This is a genomic window from Embleya sp. AB8, assembly GCF_049739465.1.
GTDB lineage: Bacteria > Actinomycetota > Actinomycetes > Streptomycetales > Streptomycetaceae > Embleya.
In genome coordinates, this window is the sequence record NZ_JBMHHY010000006.1 from 128,739 (window position 1) to 151,475 (window position 22,737).

Sequence of the window (22,737 nt, forward strand, 5' to 3'; positions counted from 1 at the left end):
CCGGCCGGGCCCGTCAACCGACCGTGAGCCTCAGCCCGCCAGGGCGCTCTTGGCCTTCCACTGGTCGTAGGTCAGCTGCCAGTTGCCGAATCCGTTGCCCGGTTCGGTGGTTTCGGTGTTGGACGAGCCCTTGACCACGACCGGGTCGCCGACCTGGACCCGGTTGAAGAACCACTCGGCGTCCGGGACGGTCATCCCGACGCAGCCGTGGCTGGTGTTGGTCACGCCGATGTTGTCGGTGTTCCACGCGGCGGAGTGGAAGAAGGTGCCGGAGGAGGTGAAGTGCACCACCCACGGGACGTCCGGGAGGTTGTAGCTGTCGCCGAGGCCGACCGTGGTCGAGTCGAGGGTTTCCTTGGCGTTCTTGTTCAGGATCACGTGCGTGCCGCCGCGCGTGGGGAACTCGTTCGAGCCGGCGGACATCTTGATCGTCTTGACCGCCACGCCGTCCTCGAGCACGGTCAGCCGGTGCTTGGGGATGTCGACCTGTACGACCCGGTTGGTGCCGACCGTGAAGGTGCTCTCGTAGTCGCGCGTGAAGTAGGTGCCCGGGCCGCTGGCCACGCCGCCCAGGTCCGCGTTGAGGGTGATCTTCGTACCGCTGGGCCAGAACTCGCGCGGGCGCCAGTCGACCCGGTCCTTGCCGGACTGGTCCTTGGTCCAGCCCCACGAGCCCTCGACGTTGGGGGTGGTGGTGACCTTGAGGTTGCGCTCGACCTCGGCCTTGTCCTTGACCGCGTAGTCGAACATCACCGACACCGGCTGGCCGACGCCGAACGTGCCGCCGTTGGCCGGGCGCAGTGTGACCTTGTTCACGGTGTCGGCCTTGAGGGTGCCGAACTTGCTGGTGACCGGGGTCTCCACGCCCTTCTTGTCGCGCGTGGTGGCGGTCACGGTGTACGCGGCGCTCGGCACGGTACGTGTGGTCGACGTCCAGGTCCGGCCGTCCGGTCCCGTCGTGCCCTCGATCGCCCGGTTCTGCGCGTCCACGATCCGGACCGAGGCCAGCGTCCCGGAGTCGGCGGTCACCGTGATCGGCTTGCCGGGTGCGACCCCCTGGGTGCCGTCCGCCGGATCCACCGTGACCCGTATCGGTGTGTCCTTCGCCTCATTCCCGCCGGTGCCCGGTTTCGCCTGCGCCGCATCCGTTTTCGCCGCCTTGTCGGCCCCTCCCGAACCGCATCCCGCGAGCAGGACGGCCGCCGCGGCGAGCGGCAGCGCGATCACGCGAATTCCCTTGCGGGAGCCGGATATCAGGGGCTTTCGCACGTGCGGACCTCACGAACTTGGGCGAACGGGAATCGTTCAACAGTAACAATGCGGATCAATTCCCCGTTCCCTGGCGCGATGTGACGGTGTCGACACCGCTTCCGTGCAACCGCTCGCCTCGGGACGACGCGAAGCCGCGCCCGGGAGGAATTCCCGGACGCGGCTTCGGAGTTCACACTGCGTCGGCGCAACGGTGCGGCAACTGCCCGCGGTCGCGACTACGCGGCTGCGGTACGCCGGCGCGGGGCGCCGGAGCCGCCGCCGGTGGAGCCGGCACCGGTCCGGCCGGAGCCTGCGGAGTTGCCGCCGGCCACGCCGGACGGACGCCGCCCGGTGCCACTGCCGCCGCCCTGGCCGGGACGCCGACCGCGACCACGACCCCCGGAGGAGCCGCCGCGCCGGGGCGCCTCGGAGACGGGCGAGGAGATCACCACGGGGATGCCCGAGGGCACCTGCGCGCCGGTGACGCGCGTGAGTTCCTCGTCGCCCGAGCGGACCTGGATGGTCTCTGGCTCGATACCGGCGATCATCATCAGCCGGGCCATCTCGCGGCGCTGGTTCGGAGTGACCAGCGTCACGACGCTGCCCGACTCGCCGGCGCGCGCGGTCCGGCCGCCGCGGTGCAGGTAGTCCTTGTGGTCGGTCGGCGGGTCGATGTTGACCACCAGGTCCAGACCGTCCACGTGGATCCCGCGGGCCGCGACGTTGGTCGCGATCAGCGCGGTGACGTGCCCGCTCTTGAACTGCTCGAGCGTACGGGTGCGCTGCGGCTGCGACTTGCCGCCGTGCAGCGCCGCGGCACGGACGCCGCTCTGCAACATCTGGCGGGTGAGCCGGTCCACCGCGTGCTTGGTGTCCATGAACATGATCACCCGGCCCTCGCGCGCCGCGATGTGGGTGGCCGCGGTGTGCTTGTCGGCCTCGCTCACGTGCAGCACGTGGTGCTCCATCGTGGTGACCGCGCCCTGCGACGGGTCCACGGAGTGCACGACCGGGTCGGAGAGGAAGCGCTTGACCAGCCGGTCGACGTTGCGGTCCAGGGTGGCCGAGAACAACATCCGCTGGCCGTCCGGCTGCACCTGGTCGAGCAGCGCGGTGACCTGCGGCATGAAGCCCATGTCGGCCATCTGGTCGGCCTCGTCGAGCACGGTGATGCCGACCGCGTCCAGACGCGCGTCGCCGCGGTCGATCAGGTCCTTGAGTCGGCCCGGGGTGGCCACCACGACCTCTGCGCCGTTGCGCAGCGAGCTGGCCTGGCGGCCGATCGACATGCCGCCGACGACCGTGGTCATCCGCAGCTGGACCGAGTTGGCGTAGGGCATCAGCGCGTCGGTGACCTGCTGGGCCAGCTCGCGGGTGGGCACCAGGACCAGGGCGAGCGGCTGCTTGCTCTCGGCTCGCCGACCGGCGATCCGGGCCAGCAGCGCGAGGCCGAAGGCGAGCGTCTTGCCCGAGCCGGTACGCCCGCGACCGAGTACGTCCCGGCCGACCAGCGCGTTGGGCAGGGTGGCCGCCTGGATCGGGAACGGCTCGGTGACGCCCTGTCGGGTCAGCGCCGAGAGCAGCGGCTTGGGCATGTCCAGCTCGGCGAACGAGCCGACCGCGGGCAGCGACGGGGTGGTGCTGACCGGCAGCGCGAACTCGGCGACGGGCGCCGCGGTCATCGGCTTGCGCCGGTTGCCGGACGGGGCGCCGCCGCGACCGCGGCCGGAGCCGCCGCCGTAGCCGCCGCCACTGCGGCCGGAGCTGCCACCGGCGCCGCTGCGGCTGTATCGGTCGTTGGAACGGGGGGTGCGATTCATGGAGAACCTTCCTCGATGCGGCGCGTATCGAGGACGTCTCCGCGGCGGGAAGCCGCACAAGGAGTCGCAAGAACGAGCCGGACTAGCTGAACTAACTGAAAAGAGACACGACGTGGTGACTCGGGTCACTCGCGTCGAGATACTGCGCAACGGTCGGGCGCCTGCCGAAGAGCGGCGGCCGATGTGCCGGACCGTGCGAGGCCGCGCGACGAGGTCGCGTCGGGCAGGGTCCTGAGCGGCGGATGCCGGGCATCCGCCTGGGTGGTGCACCGTGCTCGCGCGGTTCGGTCGAACCGGCGGCCACGGGAAGGGCCCGCACCTTGCGGCGCGGGCCCTCGCTGCGCGGCCGAGGCCACGCCCATGAGTCAAGGTCAGACGATGTTGATGTTCTCCGCCTGCGGGCCCTTCTGGCCCTGCGTGACGTCGAAGGAGACCTTCTGGCCTTCCTGAAGCTCACGGAAGCCCTGAGCGTTGATGTTCGAGTAGTGGGCGAAGACGTCGGGGCCGCCACCGTCCTGCTCGATGAAGCCGAAGCCCTTTTCGCCGTTGAACCACTTCACGGTGCCAGTAGCCACGTATCTTCCCCTTCGGGGCAGTACCGGGATCTCGCACCCTGCGAAACCCGAAGCGTTGCTGATTACCCCGCCCGGAGTTGGACACCGGAAAAACAAAAGTGCACCTGTTGGCTACAACCAGCAGGCGCACAGAAAATTCCATGGGAACCACAGCAGCAATTAACGTTAGCACGCCGACGGACCGGGCCGGCGGGAAACCTTGGATCTTGTGCCGGCCCCGGACCTCGGGCATCCGCTGCGTCCTCGGATGCGACCATGGACGCTCCTCCGTCCCTCCCCAGTTCCCCGAAGGGTTCGCGTGTCCTCCTCCGCCTCCGGCCTCCCCGCGTCCGACGACTCGGCCCAGCCGAGCCCCCTCTCCCCCACCGGAACCCCCCTCAGCCTGGAGGACATCAGCGCGGTCGGTGGTTGCGGCGACGGCTGCGGCTGTGCCGGCGGCGGCATCGACATCGACGCCGAGGTGCTCGACGCGTTCGTCACCGAGCGGGTGCTGCGCCGCCTGGAGACCGAACCGGCCTTCCTCGCCCGGTCCCTCGCCGCGCTCGCCGCCGCCGACGACATCGACGCCGAACTGGCCGAGGAGATCGAGGAGTTGGAGTCCGACCCGGTACTCCTGCTGGATGTCCTCGGGGCCGGCCGGGAGACGTTGGCGGAGATGGAGTCGGACGCCGTCGTACTGCTCTTCCGCTACGTCATCGACCACGTCGCGCTCGGCCCGGACGAACTGCCGCTGGAGGAGCGGGTACAGATCGAGTGGCGGGTGCCGCCGGTTCAGCGCTGACCGCTGCGACTGCCGCCCGACGGCTCGGCGGGCCCGTTCCCGGCGACCTCCGCTGCCGCGAACGGGCCCGGCGCCGGGACCGGGGCGGGGACGGGGACGGGGGCGAATCGTCCGGTGAACAGGAAGCCGGACCCGAGCCCGATCAGCGCCGCCGAGACGTGGCCGATCGTGGTGAAGTCCGGCAGTTCGCCGTACCACTGCGCGGACGAGAACGGGTAGGCCAGGCAGGCAAGCGCCCACCACGGCCGCATCCGTCCGGGCAGCAGCGTGGTGACCGCCGCTATGGCCGCCATCGAGGCGTAGCTCACCCCGTAGTCGAGCGTGTGCCGGGTGTCCTCGGGATAGGTCCCGGCATGGATCGCCACGATCAGCACCACAGCTGTGACGAGCGTCGCACCCACGTGTCCCAGGATCGTCACGCCGACCGCGCGCAGCGTGCCGATCCGGTGCTCCAGGAACGCCATGCACACCCCGAGCCCGAACCCGATGGTCAGCACATTGCCCGTCAGCGTGCCGTGCACGTCCGCCACCAGCAGGCTGCCCGCGAGCGCGCGCAGCGGATGGTGGTCCAGGTTGTCGAGGTTGGTACTGATCTCGTCCAGGAGCCGGTCCGACGCGGTGGCGGACATCAACCACCCGACCACGATCCCATTGATCCCGAGCAGGATCAGTACGGCGAAGGTCGCCGGGCTGCGTCGCGGGTAGCCGACCAGGCTCCGCAACGGGCTCGTGGGGATCCGACTCACGGTGTGCTTCTCCTTGGGCCGGCGCGGGGACGCGGGCGCGAAAGCACCATGCTGCATCACGAACCGGGTCTCCCGTGGGCCGGCCCCCGAATCGGCTCGGGCGACGATTCGGTGGGCGCCGAAACGAGCGGGCCCTAACGTTCGGCCCGGAAGACGCGTCCGCCGCCGGCGAGACGCCCGAAGGCCGGCAGCGCGAAGGGGTCCCTCACATGTCGGACGTACGTCTTCACCCGCACCCGACACCCGCAGTCGATCGGCGGGCCGTCGCGGCGGCCGGTGTAACGGTGTTGCTGTGGGCATCCGCGTTCGTGTCGATCCGCAGTGCCGGCGCGCACTTCTCGCCCGGGGCACTGGCGCTCGGCCGGATGCTCGCGGGGTCGCTCGTGCTCGCGGTGATCCTGGTGATCCGCCGCGAGGGTGTCCCGCCGCGCGCCGCGTGGCCCGGGATCGTGGTCTCCGGGGTGTTGTGGTTCGGGCTGTACATGGCGGTGCTCAACTGGGGCGAGCGCAAGCTGGACGCGGGGACGGCCGCGATGGTCGTCAACATCGGGCCGATCGTGATCGCGCTGCTCGGCGGGTGGTTGCTCGAGGAGGGCTTCGGGTCCCGCCTGCTCGCGGGTATCGGGGTCTCCTTCGCGGGTGCGGTGGTGGTGGGCCTGTCCATGTCCGACGGCGGTGGGGCACCGCTGCTCGGGGTGGGGCTGTGTGTGTTGGCCGCGCTGTCCTACGCGGGCGGCGTGGTCGGGCAGAAGCCCGCGCTGCGGCACGCCTCGGCGCTCCAGGTCACCGCGTACGGCTGCTTCGTCGGCGCGGTCTGCTGTCTGCCGTTCGTCGGCCGGCTGGTCACCGAGACCGCCGAGGCGCCGCCGTCCGCCACGCTCGAGGTGATCTATCTCGGCGTCGTCCCGACCGCCCTGGGCTTCACCACGTGGGCCTACGCCCTGGCCCGCACCACCGCCGGAAAGATGGGCAGCACCACGTACGCGGTCCCCGCCGTCGTGGTCCTCCTGGCCTGGCTGTTCCTGAGCGAGGTCCCCGGCCCCCTGACCTTCCTCGGCGGCGCCCTGTGCCTGACCGGCGTCGCCGTCTCCCGAGGCGGCGCCCGCCACCGGACCACGACGGCTCCGCCCGGACGGGCCTGAAGGGTTGTGGCGGTGCGGGGCGCGACGCGCGGTGTGTGGCCGGCGTCGCGGCATCCCGGCGAAGCACCCACCGCCGGTCGCGTCGGCGGTGCCGCCTCCGGCGTCGGATGCGGCAGGATCGCGGGCGCTGGTGGTCGGGGTCAAGGGGATGGAGTGGCGATGGTGGGGCGGGTGTTGGCGGGGCGGTATGAGCTCGTCGAGCAGCTCGGGCGCGGTGGGCTCGGGCGGGTGTGGGCCGCTCGGGATCCGGCCGAGGGGCGGGATGTGGCGGTCAAGGTGCTGCACGGGCCGCCGGACGACTCGGCCGCGGAGCTGTTCCTGGCCGAAGTGCGGGCCGCCGCCGGGCTCGACCATCCCGGCCTGGTGCCGATCCTCGACGTCGGGCGGGACGTGGACGGCACGCCCTTCCTGGTCACCGAGTTGCTCACCGGCCGCGACCTGCGCACGGTGTTGCGCGCCGGGATGCCGGAGCCGGCCGACGTGGTGCGCTGGGCGGTCGAGGTCTGCGCCGCGCTCGGCCGGCTGCATCGGGCCGGCCGGGTGCACGGCGACCTCAAGCCCGCCGACCTGTTCCTCGCCGCCGACGGCCGGGTACGTGTCCTCGACGTCGGCCTGGCCCGCCACCTCGCCGCGGTCGGCTCGACCGGCACCCGGTTGCTCGGCACGCTCGCCTACACCGCCCCCGAGCGACTGCGCGGGCAGCCCGCCGACGCCCGCGCGGACCTGTACGCACTGGGCGGTGTGCTCCACGAACTGCTCACCGGGACACCCCCGTTCGGTACGGGAGACCCGGCGGCCACGGTCCGCGCCCAGCTCGAACAGGCCCCGGAGCCGCTCGATCGACGCCGCTCGGACCTCCCGCCTGGCCTGAGTCGACTGGTTCTGGACCTGCTCGCCAAGGACCCCGCGCAGCGCCCGGCGGACGCGGCCGAGGTGGCCCGCCGACTGACCGAGCCGCCGCCCGTCCCGGCAGCCCGCCCGGCCCCGCCCGCACCGCCCCTGATGGCCCCACCGCCGGTACCACCGCCCCCGCCGAACTTCGCCCCGGGGCCGTTCCCCGTCCCGCCGCCGTTCCCGGCCGCCACGGACGCCGACGACGAGCCCGCCCTGCGCCGCGCGGTCGCGGCCGGCGATCCCGAAGCCGCCGTGCAACTCGCCTACCACCTCGCCGACACCGGCCGGGCGGCCGAGGCCGAGCAGCTCTACCGCGACGCGCTCACCCGCAACCACCCCGAGGCCGCGCACGACCTCGCCGACCTGCTCGCCGCGCACGAGCGGGCCGCCGAGGCCGAGGACCTCTACCGCCGCGCGCTCGCCCAGGGCCACCCCGACGCCGCCAACAGCCTCGGCCGACTGCTGGTTCGGCTCGGCCGCCCGGCGGAGGCCGAACCGCTGTTCCGGCACGCGGCGGCCCGGGGCCACGACGACGCGCCCAACAACCTCGGCCTGCTGCTCGCCGGCATCGGCCGATTCGACGAGGCCGAGCCGCTGTTCCGGCACGCCTACACACAGGGCCACCCCGACGCGACGCTCAATCTGGCCGGACTGCTGGGCGCGCGCGGCCGGGTGAAGGAGGCCGAGAAGCTCTATCGCCGGGCCTTCACCGAGGGCCACCCGGACGCCTCGATCGGCTTCGCCGGCCTCCTGGAGCAGCGCGGTCGCACCCGCGAGGCGGAGGAGATGTACCGCCGCGCCCTGGCCGAGGGCCACCCGGCGGCGGCGGCCCGACTCGCCCGCCTGCTCGACACCCTCGGCCGAGGCCACGAAGCGATGTGGCTGCGCTCGTAGGCCGAACGCCGCGGCACGGCCCGCCCGACCACACCGAAGTCGCCACGCCCGGCCCCCCGATCGGGTCCCGGTGCGGTGGCCGGCGCGGCGGATCGCGCGGCGCCACGACATCGACTCGACTCGTCACGCGGCCGACATCGCGCCGAGGCACCCTCGGTCCGCGCGCGCTCGGCCGCGGCCCGCCATGCGGCGACGATCTCGCCCGAGCGTCCGGAGGTCCGAGCATCCGAGTGACACCCCGGAAGCCCGCGAGTTCGACAACCCACCGGCCGGCGAGCCCGCGAGCCCGCGAATCGCGCCCTCGCGCCCCTAACGGCCCATCACCTCTCGCAGCTTTGGCCCGATCCGAGTAGATGTCCGCATTTGATGGAACTGGCACGGGACATACGGCCACGCCACACGCAGGAGGAAAGCACCGATGTCCCAGTCCGCCGAGCAGGTCCCGCCCAGGCGCCGGTTGCGGCTCGCCCTGGCCGTTGTACTGGTCGTGCTCGCCTGCCTGTTGACCCCCGCGGCGGTGACCGCCGCATGGGCGGACGACGAGATGGGCGATACGGATCGTTTCGTCGCGACACTCGCGCCGCTGTCCTCGAACGCGGCGGTACAGGACGCGGTGGCCGCGCGCGTGGCCACCGCCACCGTCCAGGCGGTGGACGTACCAGGGCTGACCGACGCACTGCGCCAGGCCCTCGGCCTCGGGCCGAACAACGGCTCGGGACCGGTCTCCGGCTCGATCTCGAACCTGCTCACCGGGGTCGCCGACGACGCCGCGAAGGTGTTCGTGGCCAGCGACGCGTTCCCGGTCCTGTGGCGCGACGCGCTCCGCCTCTCACACGCCTCCGCGCTGCGCGCGTTGGCGGGCAGGACCGACGGCGCGCTGACCTCGACCAAGGGTGAGGTCGTCCTCGATCTCGGTCCGGTGGTCGATCAGGTCCGGCGCAGCCTGGTCGACCAGGGCTTCTCGATCGCCGCGAACATCCCGAGCACCAACGAGCGGTTCGTGCTGCTGCACGGCGACGGGCTGCGCAAGGGGCAGGCCGTGTTCCGGCACCTGGACACCGCCGGCACCTGGCTGCCGATCCTGGTCGTCGTGCTGTTCGTGGTGGGCGTGCTCGTCGCTCCGCGCCGCCGGCGGGTGATCATGTGGGCCGGCGTCGGCACCGCGATCGCCCTGCTCGTCCTCGGCATCGGCCTCTATGTCACCCGCCGGATCTACCTGGACGACCTGCCGCCCGACGTCCCCCGAAACGCGGCGGCGGCCGTCTACGACGCGCTGGTCCGCTTCCTCCGGGAGACCACCCGCACGCTCGGCATCGCGGCCGTGGCCGTCGCGATCGGAGCCTTCCTGGCCGGCCCCGCCCGACCGGCCCTGGCGATTCGCCGCGGCCTCGCCGTCGGCCCGGACACGGCCGGCACCCTGCTCGCCCGGACCGGCCTGGGCACCGGTACGCCGGGCCGCTTCGTGGCCGCGCATCGGGGACTGGTGTTCAGCATGGTCGGCGTCCTCGGCGGCGTCTGGCTGGCCTGGTGGAACCACCCGACCGTGTCCTCCGTACTGCTGATCATCGTCGTAGTCGTCGCGGTGGTGGCGCTCCTGGAGGTGATCGCCGCGGCCGGCACCCCGGCCCCGGCCGGGGTCGACCCGCCTCAGGCCTGACCGGAGGTCTGCCCGGTCCGCCGGAACTCGGACGGGGACTGCTGCACCCGCCGGGAGAACAGCCGGGCGAAGTAGGCCGGATCGTCATAGCCGACGTTGCGCGCCACCTCGTGGATCGACTGGTCGGTGGACAGCAGCAGTCGTTTGGCCCGGGACAACCGGGTGCGCACGATGTATTCCTTGGGTGTGGTCCCGGTGGCCCGCTGCATCTCGCTGCGCAGCCCCGCCTCGTCCAACCCGAGCCGCCGGGCGTGCTCGCCGACGGTGAGCGGCTCGGTGGCGTGTTCGTCGAAGTAGCGCACCACCCGTGAGCCGTCCTCGTCGACCCGGATCGTCTTGAGGTCGATGATCAGTTGGTGGACGATCGCCGAGGTGACCACCTCGCGGTTCGGCGCGCCCGGCTCCACCGCGGTGAGCAGCCGGTCGAAGCCCTGGCGCAGCGGCCGGACCCCGCCGAGCGACATCACCGGCTCGGCCCGGTCCAGGAAGCCCAGGTCCTCGTAGGCCGCCGCCGTCGGCCCCTCGAACAGCACCCAGTGCTCGCGCCACCCGGTCGGATCCGGGCTGTACGCGTGGTACTCGCCGGGGAAGAGCAAAAACGCCGCGGGCGCCTGCACCGGGATCCGCGGCGCGTGCCGATTGCCGAACCGGAACCAGCCCGATCCGCCGGTGATCAGGGTGAGTTGGTAGCAGCCGAGCACACGCCCCTCGAACTGCATTGCGGTCACCTGCTGCCAGCCCACGCCCAGGCACACCAGGCCGAGCCGCTGGTGCTCCTTGGCGGGTGTCAGGTAGCGGGCGAAGATCATGGTGCGCCGATCGTACGGCCGCCGGCGCCGGCCGCGAAGGGGTTCCTCACGCCTTCACCCCACCCGCGACCAGGTCGGTGCGCCAGAACCGCTGGAGCGACCAGAACGCGGCGACCAGCGGGATCACCGACACCAGTGCGCCGACCACGACCAGGTTGGCGTGCGGCTGGTTGGGGTCGCTGTTCCAGGCGTTCAGGCCGAGGGTGACCGGCCACAGGTGTTGGTTGTTGAGGGTGATCAGCGGCAGGAAGAAGTTGTTCCAGACGGCGACCAGTTGGAACAAAAAGATGGTCACCAACGCGGGCGACATGATCCGCAGCCCGATGGTGTAGAAGATCCGGAACTCGCTCGCGCCGTCGAGCCGGGCCGCCTCGAGCAGTTCGTCCGGCACCGACGCCTCGGCGTAGGTCTTGGCCAGGAACACCCCGAACGGGCTGACCGCCGCCGGCAGCAGCACCGCCCACACCGTGTCGACCAGGTGCACCTTGGACAACATCAGGTAGATCGGCAGCGCGAGCATCGGGGTCGGGATCAGCACCGCGCCCAGGATCACCGAGAAGATCGCGCCGCGCCCCCGGAACCGGTACTTGGCCAGCGCGTAGCCGGCCAGCGCGGCCAGGAAGGTGGCCACCACGCCGCCGCCGACCGCGTACAGCACCGAATTGAGCACCCAGCGCAGGAAGATGCCGCCGTCCTCGCTGAACAACTGCCGCAGGTTGGCGCCCAGGTTCCAGTCGGCGAACCAGAACCCGTTGCTCGCGAACAGGTCGCTGGACGACTTGGTCGAGGAGACCAGCAACCACCACACCGGCATCAGGAAGTAGGTCGCGACCAGGAACAGGAAAGATGTGGTCAGCACCTGCGAACGCACCGGCGTGGTCCGCCCCTTGCCCGCCTTCGGGGCGACCGGCGCGGCCTGTTCGCGAGCCTGGGTCAGCGTCGTCGTCACAGCGAGGACCTGCCGTTCGTGAGCCGGGCGGAGAGCTTGAGCACCGCGAAGGACAACACGCAGGTGCCGAGCGCGAGCAGCACCGAGACCGCCGCGCCCTGGCCGTAGTCGTTGTTCTCGACGGCCTTGTGGTACGCCGACATGATCGGCGTGTAGTCGGCGTCGAGCGACGAGGTCAGCGGTCGCAACACGCGCGGCTCGGTGTAGAGCTGAAGCGTCCCGATCACCGAGAACACCGTGGTCAGCGCGATCGCCGGGGCGACCAGCGGCACCTTGATCCGCCACGCGGTGCGCCACGGCCCACAACCGTCCAACTCGGCCGCCTCGTACAGCTCCTGCGGGATGGCCTGCAGCGCGGAGTAGATGACCAGCATGTTGTAGCCGGTCCAGGTCCAGGTGACCACGTTCGCGATCGACCAGAGCACCGCGTCCTCGCCGAGGAAGTCCGACGGCAGCCCGACCGCGTCGAGCATGCTCACCACCGGGCTGGAGCGCGGCATGTACAGGAACGCCCACAGGATGGTGGCCACCACGCCGGGGATCGCGTAGGGCAGGAAGTAGGCAGTCCGGAAGAAGCCCTTGAGGCGGGCCGACTTGGCGTCCAGGAGCAGCGCGAGCAGCAGCGCCAGGCCGAGCATCACCGGCACCTGGACCACGCCGAACAACAACACCCGGCCCACGCCGTGCCACAGCGCGTCGTCGTGTAGCGCCTTGGTGTAGTTCTCGAACCCCGCGTAGACCCGCTTGGGCGGGGTCAGGCCCAGGCCGGAGCGCTGCATCTTGTGCAGGCTCTCGACGATCGCGTAGCCGACGGGGACGGCGTACATCGCGGCGAACAGCACGCCGAACGGCGCGAGGAAGATCAGGGGTGCGGACCGCCGGCGCTTGCGCCGCGGGATCGGTGCGCTCAAGGGCGGGCTCCCGGTGGATGGAACGGGTGGGTGGGGCCGAACGGCGGGGTGCCCGCCGCCCGGCGCAGGGTGGCGCGCGGACGGCGGGACACGGGTACGGACTGCCTGCGGCGTCAAGGGTGGTGACGGCGGGTCAGCCCGCGGCGGCCTTCAGGCCCTTGTCCTGGATGGCCTTGATCGTGGTGCCCTGGACGCCGGTCAGCGCGTCGGCGAGCTTCCCGTTGCCGGCGCCGGCCTTGCCGACCCGGTCGGTCAGGTCGGCGGAGACCTGGGTCATCGTGGGACCCCACTGCCAACCGGTCGGCGCCTGGGCGGCGGATTCCTTGAAGACGTCGTAGATCTTCGTGTTGCCGAAGTAGGCGGACGGCTGCTGCATCGCGTCCAGGCTCGCCCCGGCGGTGGCCGCCGGGTAGATGCCCGCGTCCTTGACCAGCGTGCTCAGGCTCGCGGGGTCGCTGCTCATCCAGTCCGCGAAGGTGACCGCGGCCTTGGTGTTCTTGCAGCCCTTGAGCACGGCCGTGCCGGAGCCGCCGATATTGCCGGTGCTCTTCCCGCTCGCGTCCCACTGCGGCATCGGCGCGACCGCCCACTTGCCGGCGGCGTCCTTGGCGTTCTCCTCCAGCAGCGCGGTGAACCACACCGGGCCGACATAGCTGGCCACGCTGCCGTCGCCGAAGCGCTTGTACCAGTCGGGCGTGAAGGTCGGGTCGGCGGAGACCACCTTCTTGTCGAGGAGTTGTTGCCAGTACTCGGTGACCTTCCGGGTGCCCGGCTCGGTCATCGACACCTTCCAGGTGTCGCCCTCGGGCTTGAACCAGCTGCCGCCGTTCTGCCAGGCCATCCCCGCGTACCACCACGGGTCGTTGCCGCCGAACGCCGAGTAGGCCACCGACGGGTCGGCCGTGTGCACCCGGTCCGCCTGCTGCGCGAACTCGTCCCACGTCTTGGGCGGCGTCAGACCGTTCTTGGCGAACACGTCGGTGCGGTAGAACATCGCGACCGGGCCGGTGTCCACCGGGATCCCGTACGTCTTGCCCGCGACGCTCATCTGCGACCAGGCGCCGGCCGAGTACTTCGACTTGACCGCCGCGGCGTCCTTGTCCACGTCCTGCAGCGCGCCCTCGACCAGGAAACTGGGCAGCGTCTCGTAGCCCATCTGGGCCAGACACGGCGCGTTGTTCGCCTTCACCGCGGCGAGCATCTTGGCGTAGCCGCCCTTGGAGCCCGGCTCGACCTTGTTGTAGTTGACGTGGATGTCGGGGTGCGCGGCGTTGAACGCGGTGACCGCCTTCTCGTAGGCGGGATTCCAGCCCCAGAAGTCGAGCTGCGCCGTACCGCCGCCCTGCCCCCCGGACGCCTTGTCGGTCTTGTCGCCGGAACCGGAACCGGAATCCGAGTCGGAGCCGGAGCCGCAGGCGGTGAGCACGGTCAGGGCCGCGATCGTGGCCGCGACGGCTGCGCGGCGGGCCGTCCGGCGGCCTGGGCGCGGGCTGGGTCTACCCCACATGAGGTGGCCGTCCCTTCGGGAAATGGGCAGGGCTCGACGGAGCCCGGCGAGTGGTCGGAGGCGGTGAGGCTGTCTTGGCCGCCGATCATGTGCCCTGCCCGACAAGGCGTCAACGGGTTGCCGCCGCACTCGTACTTTTGTCGAGATGATCCGCGAGAAAAGTCCAAGTCCACCGTCACCGAATGGCAAGGTCGGTGAACCGGAGAGTATCCACCCTGGTCGGAGCCCCTCGACGGTGGTCCGACGGGCGCAGAAAAGTCCACGCTGTCGTCGAGAAGAGTGCTTATCGAGGCCACGCACCTCGTGCACGATGATCCGGTCCCACCGCACGGATCTGCCCGAGGAGTGTCTTGACCACCCCCAGCCTCGTCCCGAGTCGAGACGGATTCACGCTCGACGGCAGGCCGTTTCGGATGCTCTCCGGTGCCCTGCACTACTTCCGCGTCCACCCCGAACAGTGGGACGACCGGCTGGCCCGGCTGCGCGGCCTGGGCCTGAACACGGTCGAGACCTACGTCGCCTGGAACGTGCACGAGCCCACCCCCGGGCGGTTCGACTTCACCGGCGGGAAGGACCTGGTCGCGTTCCTGCGCGCGGCCGAGCGGCACGGGCTCAAGGCGATCGTCCGGCCCGGCCCGTACATCTGCGCCGAGTGGGAGTTCGGCGGCCTGCCGGCCTGGCTGCTCAAGGACCCGGGGATGCGACTGCGCTGCTCCCACCCGCCGTTCCTGGCCGCGGTGGATCGTTATCTGGACGCGGTGATGCCACTGCTGGAGCCACTGCTCGCGGAGCACGGCGGGCCGGTGATCGCACTGCAGGTGGAGAACGAGTACGGCAGCTACGGCAACGATGTCGCGTATCTGCGGCATCTGGTGGACGGGTTGCGCCGGCGCGGCGCGAGCGGGTTGTTGTTCACCTCGGACGGGCCCACCGAGCCGATGCTCCAGGGCGGCACGGTGGCCGGTGTCCTGCCCACGGTCAACTTCGGCTCGCGGGTGGACGAGTCGTTCGCGATGTTGCGCCGGTGGTCGCCGGACGGGCCGCCGGTGTGCATGGAGTTCTGGAACGGCTGGTTCGACCACTGGCGTGATCCACACCACGTACGGGACGCGGCGGACGCGGCGGCGGTCCTGGACGAGATGCTCGCGGCGGGCGGCTCGGTCAACCTGTACATGGCGCACGGCGGCACCAACTTCGGCCTGATGAACGGCGCCAACGAGCACGAGGGCGGCTACCGGCCGACGGTGACCAGCTACGACTACGACGCGGCGATCGGCGAGGCGGGCGAACTCACGGATAAGTACTGGGCGTTCCGCGAGGTGATCGGCCGATACGCGCCGCTCCCGGCGGAACCGCCCCCCGCACTCGCCCCCCGCGTCGCACTCGGCGAGGTGGCGTTGCCGTCGGCGGCGGCGCTCCTGGCGCACGTCGAGGACCTGTCCGCGCCGGTCTACTCGCCGAGCACGCTGACCATGGAGGAGTTGGACCAGGCCTATGGCTTCGTGCTGTATCGCACGTGGGTCAGCGGCCCGCGCGACGCGGCGCCACTGCGGGTGGACGGACTGGCGGATCGGGCCCAGGTGTTCCTGGACGGCGTCCCGGTGGGCGTCCTGGACCGCAGCGAAGGCGGCTCGCCGTCCTGCGAGTTGGCGATCCCCGCGGGCGGGGCGCGGCTCGATCTGCTGGTCGAGAACTGCGGCCGGATCAACTACGGCCCCGGGCTGGCCGATCGTAAGGGCATCACGGGGGGCGTCCGACTCGAACGCCAGACCCTGTTCGGCTGGCAGATGTACCCACTGCCCCTCGACGCCCCGAACGGCCCGACCCTGCCGGACGCGTCCACCCCGATCCCGACGAACGTCCCGGCGGTCCGCTCCGGCACGTTCGAGGCATCGACCGTCGGCGACACGTTCCTCCGCCTCGACGGCTGGACCAAGGGCCTGGTGTGGATCAACGGCTTCCTGTTGGGCCGCTACTGGAGCAAGGGCCCACAGCGCACCCTGTACGTCCCGGCACCGGTCCTCCGCGCGGGCACCAACACCATCACAATCCTCGAACTCCACGGCCCGGGCCCCACGCACGTCACCTTCACCGACACCCCGGACCTGGGCGAACCGGCGGCTGCGCCGATCGCGTAGGCACCGGGCGGGCGAGCGGGCGGCCGTCCTCACACGCCGGACGGGCTGGGTGTGTCGGCCCGCCCGGTTGCGGCAGTAACGGTGCGCCGCCGACCGGCCTGCGGCCTGGCGTCCTCAGGCGCCGGACGGGCTGGGGGTCGGCTTGCCCAGTCGTGGCGGCGGCCACGGGTCGCTCGGGCGGCCTGCGGCCCGCTGGTCCTCAGGCGCCGGACGGGCTGATTTGGTGGGCCGATGCTCTCGGCCCGTCCGGCGTGTGAGCTCGCGCCTGGTCGTGGTGGCGACCGCGTGCCGCCGGCCGGCCTGCGGCCCGCCAGTCCTCAAGCGCCGGACGGGCTGGGGGGGTCGGCGTGCCATGCCGCCGTGCGGGTCCCCTGGCGGGATGGCGGGGCTGCGGCCTGCTGTCCTCAAGGGCCGGACGGGCTGATGTGGTGGGCCGACACTCTCAGCCCGCCCGGTGGCTACGCGATCGGCGCAGCTGAGGGCTCGCCCCTGGTCGTGGCCACCGAGCGGCCTGCGGCCTGCTGTCCTCAAGGGCCGGACGGGCTGAGAGTGCCGGCTCGCCACATCAGCCCGCCCAGCGATCGAGGACAAGAGCGGGCCGCAGGCCGCCCACGCCGCCAAAGGCCCCGCGGCGATGCCGCCACCCCGACCACCCCAGCCCATCCCGCGCCTGAGGACCAGCAGGCCGCACGCCCGCCGCCACGCCAAAGGCCCAGCGCGGCGATACCGCCACCCCGACCACCCCAGCCCGTCCGGCGCCTGAGGACCAGCAGGCCGCAGGCCGCCCACCCCGCCAGAGGCCCAGCGCGGCGATACCGCCACCCCGACCACCCCAGCCCGTCCGGCGCGTGAGGACAAGAGCGGGCCGCAGGCCGCCCGCCCCGCCAGGGCCCCCGCACCGCGGTGCGCCACGCCGCCGAATGTGTCTCGACCCGTCCGGCGGAGTTGTGGGCGCGGGGTGGGAAGTGGGGGGTTACGGTGTGGTGTGGGTCACAGCTGTGGAGGGTGGGGTGAAATGTGGGTTGTGGGCTGACTGGGTGTCAGGAGGGCTGAGGTTGGGGGGAGTTGGTGCCTGACTGTCCGTCAGTTCAGATCTGATTGTGCGTCAGATGTCTTTTGGTTAGCGGCAGTTGATCGCATTCCGGGTCGTCGAACCCGGTCCGACGGAGCTAATGTCGGTCGGGTTGCCACGCTCGAGAAGTGACCCGGCCGGACCAGGGGCGGGGACGCGACACCTCCCCGGGGAGCCTTTCAGTGGCCTTGGCGGGGACCAGGGATGAGGACCTCATGGCCATCGCGCTACCAGTACGGGCCGCCGACGATCCGTTCGGCACCGCCCCGACGCCGACCCGCGCCGTCTACTCCGGACGCGCCGCCGCGGCACCGCGCACGCTCGTGGACATCCTGGACGCCACCGTCCGGGCCCACCCGAACGAACCCGCCCTCGACGACGGCCGGCGCACGCTCACGTACCGCGCCCTGGCCGCCGAGGTGGACACACTGCGCCGCCGGCTCGTCGAGGCGGGCGTCGGTGTGGGCGACCGGGTCGGCGTACGGGTGCCCTCCGGGAGCAACGACCTCTACGTGGGCATCCTGGCCGTGCTGGCCGCCGGCGCCGCGTACGTGCCGGTCGATGCCGAGGACCCGGACGAGCGGGCCGAACTGGTGTTCGGCGAAGCGGGTGTGCGGGCGGTGCTGGGTGCCGAGCGTGAGCTTCGGGTCGTCGACGCAAGGGACATGACCGGCGAGCCCGCACCGCCCGCGCCGCCCGCCCGGCCCGGGCCCGACGACGACGCCTGGATCATTTTCACCTCCGGGTCCACCGGCAAGCCCAAGGGCGTCGCCGTCACCCACCGCAACGCCGCCGCCTTCGTGGACGCCGAGGCCGGGCTGTTCCTCCAGGAGGAGCCGATCGGGCCCGGCGACCGGGTGATGGCGGGCCTGTCGGTCGCCTTCGACGCGTCGTGCGAGGAGATGTGGCTGGCCTGGCGGTACGGCGCGTGCCTGGTCACCGTGCCCCGCTCACGCGTGCGCTCCGGCGCCGACCTCGGTCCGTGGCTGGCCGAGCAGGAGATCACCGTGGTGTCCACGGTGCCCACACTGGCCGCGCTGTGGCCGAGCGAGGCGCTGCTCGACGTGCGGCTGCTGATCTTCGGCGGCGAGGCATGCCCGCCCGAGCTGGTCGAGCGCCTGGTCGCCGAGGGCCGCGAGGTGTGGAACACGTACGGCCCGACCGAGGCCACCGTGGTCGCCTGTGCATCCCTGCTCACCGGCGCAGGACCGGTCAGGATCGGGCTGCCCCTGGACGGCTGGGAACTGGCCGTGGTCGACGCCGAGGGCCGTCCCGTCGCGATGGGCGAGAGCGGCGAGCTGGTGATCGGCGGCGTCGGCCTGGCCCGCTACCTGGACCCGGCCAAGGACGCGGAGAAGTACGCCCCGCTGGAGTCGATGGGCTGGGCCCGCGCCTACCGCAGCGGCGACGTGGTCCGCGCCGACCCCGAGGGCCTGGTCTTCGTCGGCCGCGGTGACGAGCAGATCAAGCTCGGCGGCCGGCGGATCGAACTCGGCGAGATCGACGCGGCGCTCCAGGCGCTGCCCGGGGTGATCGGTGCGGCGGCGGCCGTGCGTACCGTCAAGGGCGGCAATCAGCTCCTGGTCGGCTACCTCGTCACCGGCGAGGGCTGGGATCGGGAGGAGGCGGTGCGTCGGCTGCGGGCCGAGCTGCCCGCCGCGCTGGTGCCGCGACTCGCCCCGGTCGCCGAGTTGCCCACCCGTACCTCCGGCAAGGTGGACCGGGACGCGCTGCCCTGGCCGCTCGCCGACGCGGCGGACGTCGGCCCCACCGAGCAGCTCTACGGCACCGAGGCGTGGCTCGCCGAGCAGTGGACCGACGTGCTCGGGATCGCCCCCGACACCGCGCAGGACGACTTCTTCGCGATCGGCGGGAACAGCCTGGCCGCCGCCCGGCTGACCACCCTGCTGCGCGAGCGCTACCCCGCGGCGGCCGTCGCGGACATCTACCAGCAGCCCACGCTGCGCAAACTGGCCCGCCGGCTTGAGCGCTCGGCGCAGGACGCGGGCGCGATCCGCAAGGTGGCCCCGACGCCCACCCGGGCCCGGGTCGCCCAGCTGCTCCTGCTGATCCCGCTGTTCACCCTGGTCGGCCTGCGCTGGACGGTCGGCCTGCTCGCGCTCGGCAATATCGCCGCCTGGTTCGGTGACTACCCCTTCGCGCCGACCGCGTCGTGGTGGTGGGTCGCGGCCGGCTGGGCGGTGTTGTTCAGCCCGCCGGCCCGGGTGGCGATCGCCGCGGGTGGCGCCCGGGTGCTGCTTCGCGGGCTGCGTCCCGGAACCTATCCGCGCGGCGGCGGCGTGCATCTGCGGCTGTGGGCCGCCGAGCAGCTCGCCGATGCCAGCGGCGCGACCGCGCTGTCCGGCAACTGGCTGGTGCGATATGCCCGCGCGCTTGGCGTCAAGGTCGGCAAGGACGTCGACCTGCACTCGTTGCCCCCGGTCACCGGCCTGCTCAAGCTCGGGCGTGGTTGCGCGGTGGAGGCCGAGGTGGACCTGTCCGGCCACTGGCTGGACGGCGACCGCCTGGAGATCGGCACGATCAAGATCGGCGCGGGCGCGATCGTGGGCACCCGCAGCACCCTCTTCCCCGGCGCCCGGATCGGCCGCTCTGCCGAGGTGGCGGCGGGCTCCGCGGTGACCGGCAATGTGCCGCCCAGCAGGCGCTGGGGCGGGGTGCCGGCGGTTCGACTCGGCAAGGTGGACCGGCACCGATTCGGCGACCGGCCGCCGCGCAAGGTGCAGTGGGCAGTGCTGTACGGGGTGAGTGGGCTGCTGCCGAACCTGCTTCCGGTCGTCGCCGTGCTGCCCGTACTGCCGATCCTCGGCGCCTTCGTGCACCCGGGCGGCGGCCTCGGCGCGGCGCTGACCGGCGCGCTGCTCGCGCTGGTGCCCGCCGTGGCGGCGTTCGCGCTGGTGTACGCACTGTCCATCGTGGTGTTGGTGCGGCTGCTGAGTCTGGGATTGCGGCCCGGGTATCACCCGTTGCACGGCCGGATCGGCTGGCAGGCGTGGACCGTCACCCAGCTGATGGACCTGGCCCGGGAGAAGTTGTTCCCGCTCTACGCGAGCCTGTTCACGCCGGTCTGGCTGCGCGCGCTCGGGATGAAGGTGGGCAAGGGCGTCGAGGCCTCCACGGTGCTCGCCCTGCCGAGCCTGACCACCGTCGGCGACGGGGCGTTCCTGGCCGACGACACGCTGATCGCCTCCTACGAACTCGGCGGCGGGTGGATCCGGATCGGCGCGGCGGAGATCGGCGAGCGGGCGTTCCTGGGCAACTCGGGGATGACCGCGCCGGGCCGCTCGGTACCGGCGCGCGGCCTGGTCGGCGTGTTGTCCGCGACGCCGAAGAAGACCAAGAAGGGCGGCTCGTACCTGGGCATGCCGCCGATGCGGCTGCCGCGCTCGGCGGACGTCGCGGACCAGGGGCTGACCTACGACCCGCCCGCCCGGCTGCGCTGGGCCCGCGGCCTGGTCGAACTGTGCCGGGCGATCCCGGTGTTGTGCTCGGCGGCCCTCGCCCTGGGCACCCTGGTCACGCTGGCCTGGCTGGGCACGTACTCGCTGATCCTGGCCGCGCTGTTGTCCGGCCCGGTGCTGCTCGCCTGCGGAGTGCTCGCGTGTGTCGTGTCGATCGTGGCCAAGTGGCTTCTGGTCGGCCGGTTCCGCCCGGTCGAACACCCGCTGTGGAGCGGCTTCGTGTGGCGCAACGAACTCGCCGACACCTTCGTCGAGGTGCTGGCCGTACCGTGGTTGATCGGCCGGGTGCCGGGCACCTCGGTGCTCAACGTATGGCTGCGCGGGCTCGGCGCGCACATCGGGCGCGGGGTGTGGTGCGAGAGCTACTGGCTGCCGGAGGCCGACCTGGTCACCCTGGAGGACGCGGTGAGCGTGGGGCGCGGCTGCGTACTCCAGACGCATCTCTTCCACGACCGGATCATGCGGATGGATACTGTGATCCTTCGCGAGGGCGCCACCCTGGGCCCGCGCGGGATCGTACTGCCGGGCAGCACGATCGGGGCGCGCAGCACACTGGGCCCCGCCTCGCTGGTGATGCGCGGCGAGACGGTCCCGGAGGACACCAGTTGGCTGGGCAACCCGATCGAGGCATGGCGACGGTAATGCGTTTCGAGGCGGACGCGCGGGATACGGCCCGTCCCGAGGCAGTGGGCACGACGGGGACGGAGCACGAATCGGTGAGCGATCAGGGGCCGCGCTCGGCCGCCGGGGAGGGCTCCGGAGCGGGCTACTTCGCCACGCACGGCGACCCGCGCTATCGGGTACATCGCTACGAACTGGCCCTGGACTACCGGCCGGGCCCCAACCGGCTGGCCGGCACCGCCCGGATCGGCGCGGTGGCCGGGGAGCGGCCGCTGCCCGAATTCGCGCTGGACCTCGCGGACTTCCGGCTCGGCCGGGTGCTGGTGAACGGGCACCGGGCGCGCTACACGCACCGCGCGGGCAAGCTGCGGGTGCGCCCGGAGACGGCGATCGGGGCGCGGGCCGCGTTCACCGTCGAGGTGCACTACACCGGCAATCCCAAGCCGGTACGCAGCCCGTGGGGCGGGGTGGGCTGGGAGGAGTTGACCGACGGCTCGCTCGTGGCCGGCCAGCCGATCGGCGCGCCGTCCTGGTTCCCGTGCAACGACCGGCCCGACGACAAGGCGGCCTACCAGATCTCGGTGACCGCGCCGTCGGTGTACACCGTGGCGGTCAGCGGCCGACTGCTCACGCACAGCACCGGGGCCGGCAACACCACGTGGGTCTACGAGCAGTCGGCGCCCACCGCGAGCTACCTGGTCAGCGTCTCGATCGGCCGCTACGACACCATCGGGCCGCTGGAACCACACGCGGGTGTCCCGCAGTTCGCGCACGTGCCGGGGCGCCTGGTGCCGCGTTTCCTGGTGGACTTCGCCCGGCAGCCGGAGATGATGACGCTCTTCGAGGAACTGTTCGGGCCGTATCCGTTCGGCGAGTACACCGTGGTGGTCACCGACGACGAGTTGGACATCCCGATCGAGGCCCAGGGGTTGGCCACGTTCGGCGCGAACCACGTGGACGGGGCGCGTGGCGCGGAGCGATTGGTCGCGCACGAGTTGGCGCATCAGTGGTTCGGGAACAGCGTGGGGTTGGCCGACTGGCGGCACATCTGGCTCAACGAGGGTTTCGCGCGCTACGCGGAGTGGTTGTGGGCGGAGCGGTCCGGGGGGCGGAGCGCGGCCGCGCAGGCCGCCGTCGAGCATGCGCAACTGGGCGCTCTGGCACAGGACTTGCTGCTCGGTGCGCCCCGACCGAAGCTGATCTTCGACGAGCGGATCTATGCCCGGGGGGCATTGACCGTACATGCGGTGCGCTGCGCGCTCGGCGACGCGGACTTCTTCGCGATGTTGCGGGACTGGGCCACCGCGCATCGGCACGGGGTGGTCACGACGGAGGACTTCACGGCGCATGTGGCCCGATATGCCGCGCGACCGTTGACCGAGCTGTTCGACGCGTGGTTGTACGACGAGGTGTTGCCGCCGTTGCCGCAGCAGCAACGGCGCGGGCGACTGGGGTGGCCCTGGGCGACTTCGGGATGAGGCGGCATACGCT

15 protein-coding genes are annotated in these 22,737 nt (G+C 72.0%); 7 read left to right on the forward strand and 8 right to left on the reverse strand.

What is annotated here, in order from left to right:
- Positions 1-30 precede the first annotated feature (30 nt).
- The 3 genes from ABIA38_RS10665 to ABIA38_RS10675 all read right to left on the reverse strand — a co-directional run bounded on the left by ABIA38_RS10665 (position 31) and on the right by ABIA38_RS10675 (position 3,646).
- On the reverse strand, positions 31-1,227 hold the full coding sequence (locus ABIA38_RS10665; protein ID WP_424638282.1) for an Ig-like domain-containing protein: 1,197 nt from the start codon (positions 1,225-1,227) through the stop codon (positions 31-33).
- A gap of 260 nt (positions 1,228-1,487) precedes the next feature.
- Positions 1,488-3,071 (reverse strand): DEAD/DEAH box helicase, encoded by a 1,584-nt coding sequence (locus ABIA38_RS10670; protein WP_424638283.1) that lies wholly within the window; start codon positions 3,069-3,071, stop codon positions 1,488-1,490.
- Between the two features lie 371 nt (positions 3,072-3,442).
- Positions 3,443-3,646, reverse strand: coding sequence for a cold-shock protein (locus ABIA38_RS10675; RefSeq protein ID WP_020554660.1), 204 nt, complete (start codon positions 3,644-3,646; stop codon positions 3,443-3,445).
- A gap of 298 nt (positions 3,647-3,944) precedes the next feature.
- Here ABIA38_RS10675 and ABIA38_RS10680 point away from each other — a divergent pair, with 298 nt between their 5' ends.
- Positions 3,945-4,427 carry a hypothetical protein gene (locus ABIA38_RS10680; RefSeq protein WP_424638284.1) on the forward strand — a complete coding sequence of 161 codons (483 nt, stop codon included), beginning with the start codon at positions 3,945-3,947 and terminating at the stop codon, positions 4,425-4,427.
- Here ABIA38_RS10680 and ABIA38_RS10685 read toward each other — a convergent pair.
- Positions 4,418-5,173: a rhomboid-like protein gene (locus ABIA38_RS10685; RefSeq protein ID WP_424638285.1), complete on the reverse strand. Its 756-nt coding sequence runs from the start codon at positions 5,171-5,173 to the stop codon at positions 4,418-4,420. The two genes, ABIA38_RS10680 and ABIA38_RS10685, sit on opposite strands and share 10 nt — an antisense overlap.
- 209 nt (positions 5,174-5,382) lie before the next feature.
- Here ABIA38_RS10685 and ABIA38_RS10690 point away from each other — a divergent pair, with 209 nt between their 5' ends.
- The 3 genes from ABIA38_RS10690 (at position 5,383) to ABIA38_RS10700 (ending at position 9,760) form a co-directional block, all read left to right on the forward strand.
- On the forward strand, positions 5,383-6,315 hold the full coding sequence (locus ABIA38_RS10690; RefSeq protein WP_424638286.1) for a DMT family transporter: 933 nt from the start codon (positions 5,383-5,385) through the stop codon (positions 6,313-6,315).
- A gap of 159 nt (positions 6,316-6,474) precedes the next feature.
- Positions 6,475-8,103 (forward strand): tetratricopeptide repeat protein, encoded by a 1,629-nt coding sequence (locus ABIA38_RS10695; protein ID WP_424638287.1) that lies wholly within the window; start codon positions 6,475-6,477, stop codon positions 8,101-8,103.
- A 418-nt stretch (positions 8,104-8,521) separates the two neighbouring features.
- Complete coding sequence (locus tag ABIA38_RS10700) at positions 8,522-9,760, forward strand: hypothetical protein (RefSeq protein ID WP_424638288.1); 1,239 nt, start codon at positions 8,522-8,524, stop codon at positions 9,758-9,760.
- Here the strand turns inward: ABIA38_RS10700 and ABIA38_RS10705 are convergent.
- From ABIA38_RS10705 to ABIA38_RS10720, 4 genes are all read right to left on the reverse strand, one after another.
- The gene (locus tag ABIA38_RS10705; protein WP_424638289.1) at positions 9,751-10,569 is read right to left on the reverse strand and encodes an AraC family transcriptional regulator; all 819 of its coding nucleotides are present in this window, start codon (positions 10,567-10,569) and stop codon (positions 9,751-9,753) included. The two genes, ABIA38_RS10700 and ABIA38_RS10705, sit on opposite strands and share 10 nt — an antisense overlap.
- A 46-nt stretch (positions 10,570-10,615) precedes the next feature.
- Positions 10,616-11,518: a carbohydrate ABC transporter permease gene (locus tag ABIA38_RS10710; RefSeq protein ID WP_424638290.1), complete on the reverse strand. Its 903-nt coding sequence runs from the start codon at positions 11,516-11,518 to the stop codon at positions 10,616-10,618.
- Positions 11,515-12,381, reverse strand: coding sequence for a carbohydrate ABC transporter permease (locus tag ABIA38_RS10715; protein WP_424638431.1), 867 nt, complete (start codon positions 12,379-12,381; stop codon positions 11,515-11,517). Before ABIA38_RS10715 ends, ABIA38_RS10710 begins: the two co-directional genes overlap by 4 nt.
- Positions 12,382-12,562: 181 nt before the next feature.
- Positions 12,563-13,936, reverse strand: coding sequence for an ABC transporter substrate-binding protein (locus tag ABIA38_RS10720; protein ID WP_424638291.1), 1,374 nt, complete (start codon positions 13,934-13,936; stop codon positions 12,563-12,565).
- A 413-nt stretch (positions 13,937-14,349) separates the two neighbouring features.
- On the opposite strand from ABIA38_RS10720, the gene ABIA38_RS10725 reads away from it, so the two are divergent.
- From ABIA38_RS10725 to ABIA38_RS10735, 3 genes are all read left to right on the forward strand, one after another.
- Complete coding sequence (locus ABIA38_RS10725) at positions 14,350-16,074, forward strand: glycoside hydrolase family 35 protein (RefSeq protein ID WP_424638432.1); 1,725 nt, start codon at positions 14,350-14,352, stop codon at positions 16,072-16,074.
- Positions 16,075-17,361: 1,287 nt separating this feature from the next.
- Positions 17,362-21,267, forward strand: coding sequence for a Pls/PosA family non-ribosomal peptide synthetase (locus tag ABIA38_RS10730; protein ID WP_424638292.1), 3,906 nt, complete (start codon positions 17,362-17,364; stop codon positions 21,265-21,267).
- Positions 21,267-22,724 carry a M1 family metallopeptidase gene (locus ABIA38_RS10735; RefSeq protein ID WP_424638433.1) on the forward strand — a complete coding sequence of 486 codons (1,458 nt, stop codon included), beginning with the start codon at positions 21,267-21,269 and terminating at the stop codon, positions 22,722-22,724. Before ABIA38_RS10730 ends, ABIA38_RS10735 begins: the two co-directional genes overlap by 1 nt.
- Positions 22,725-22,737 lie beyond the last annotated feature (13 nt).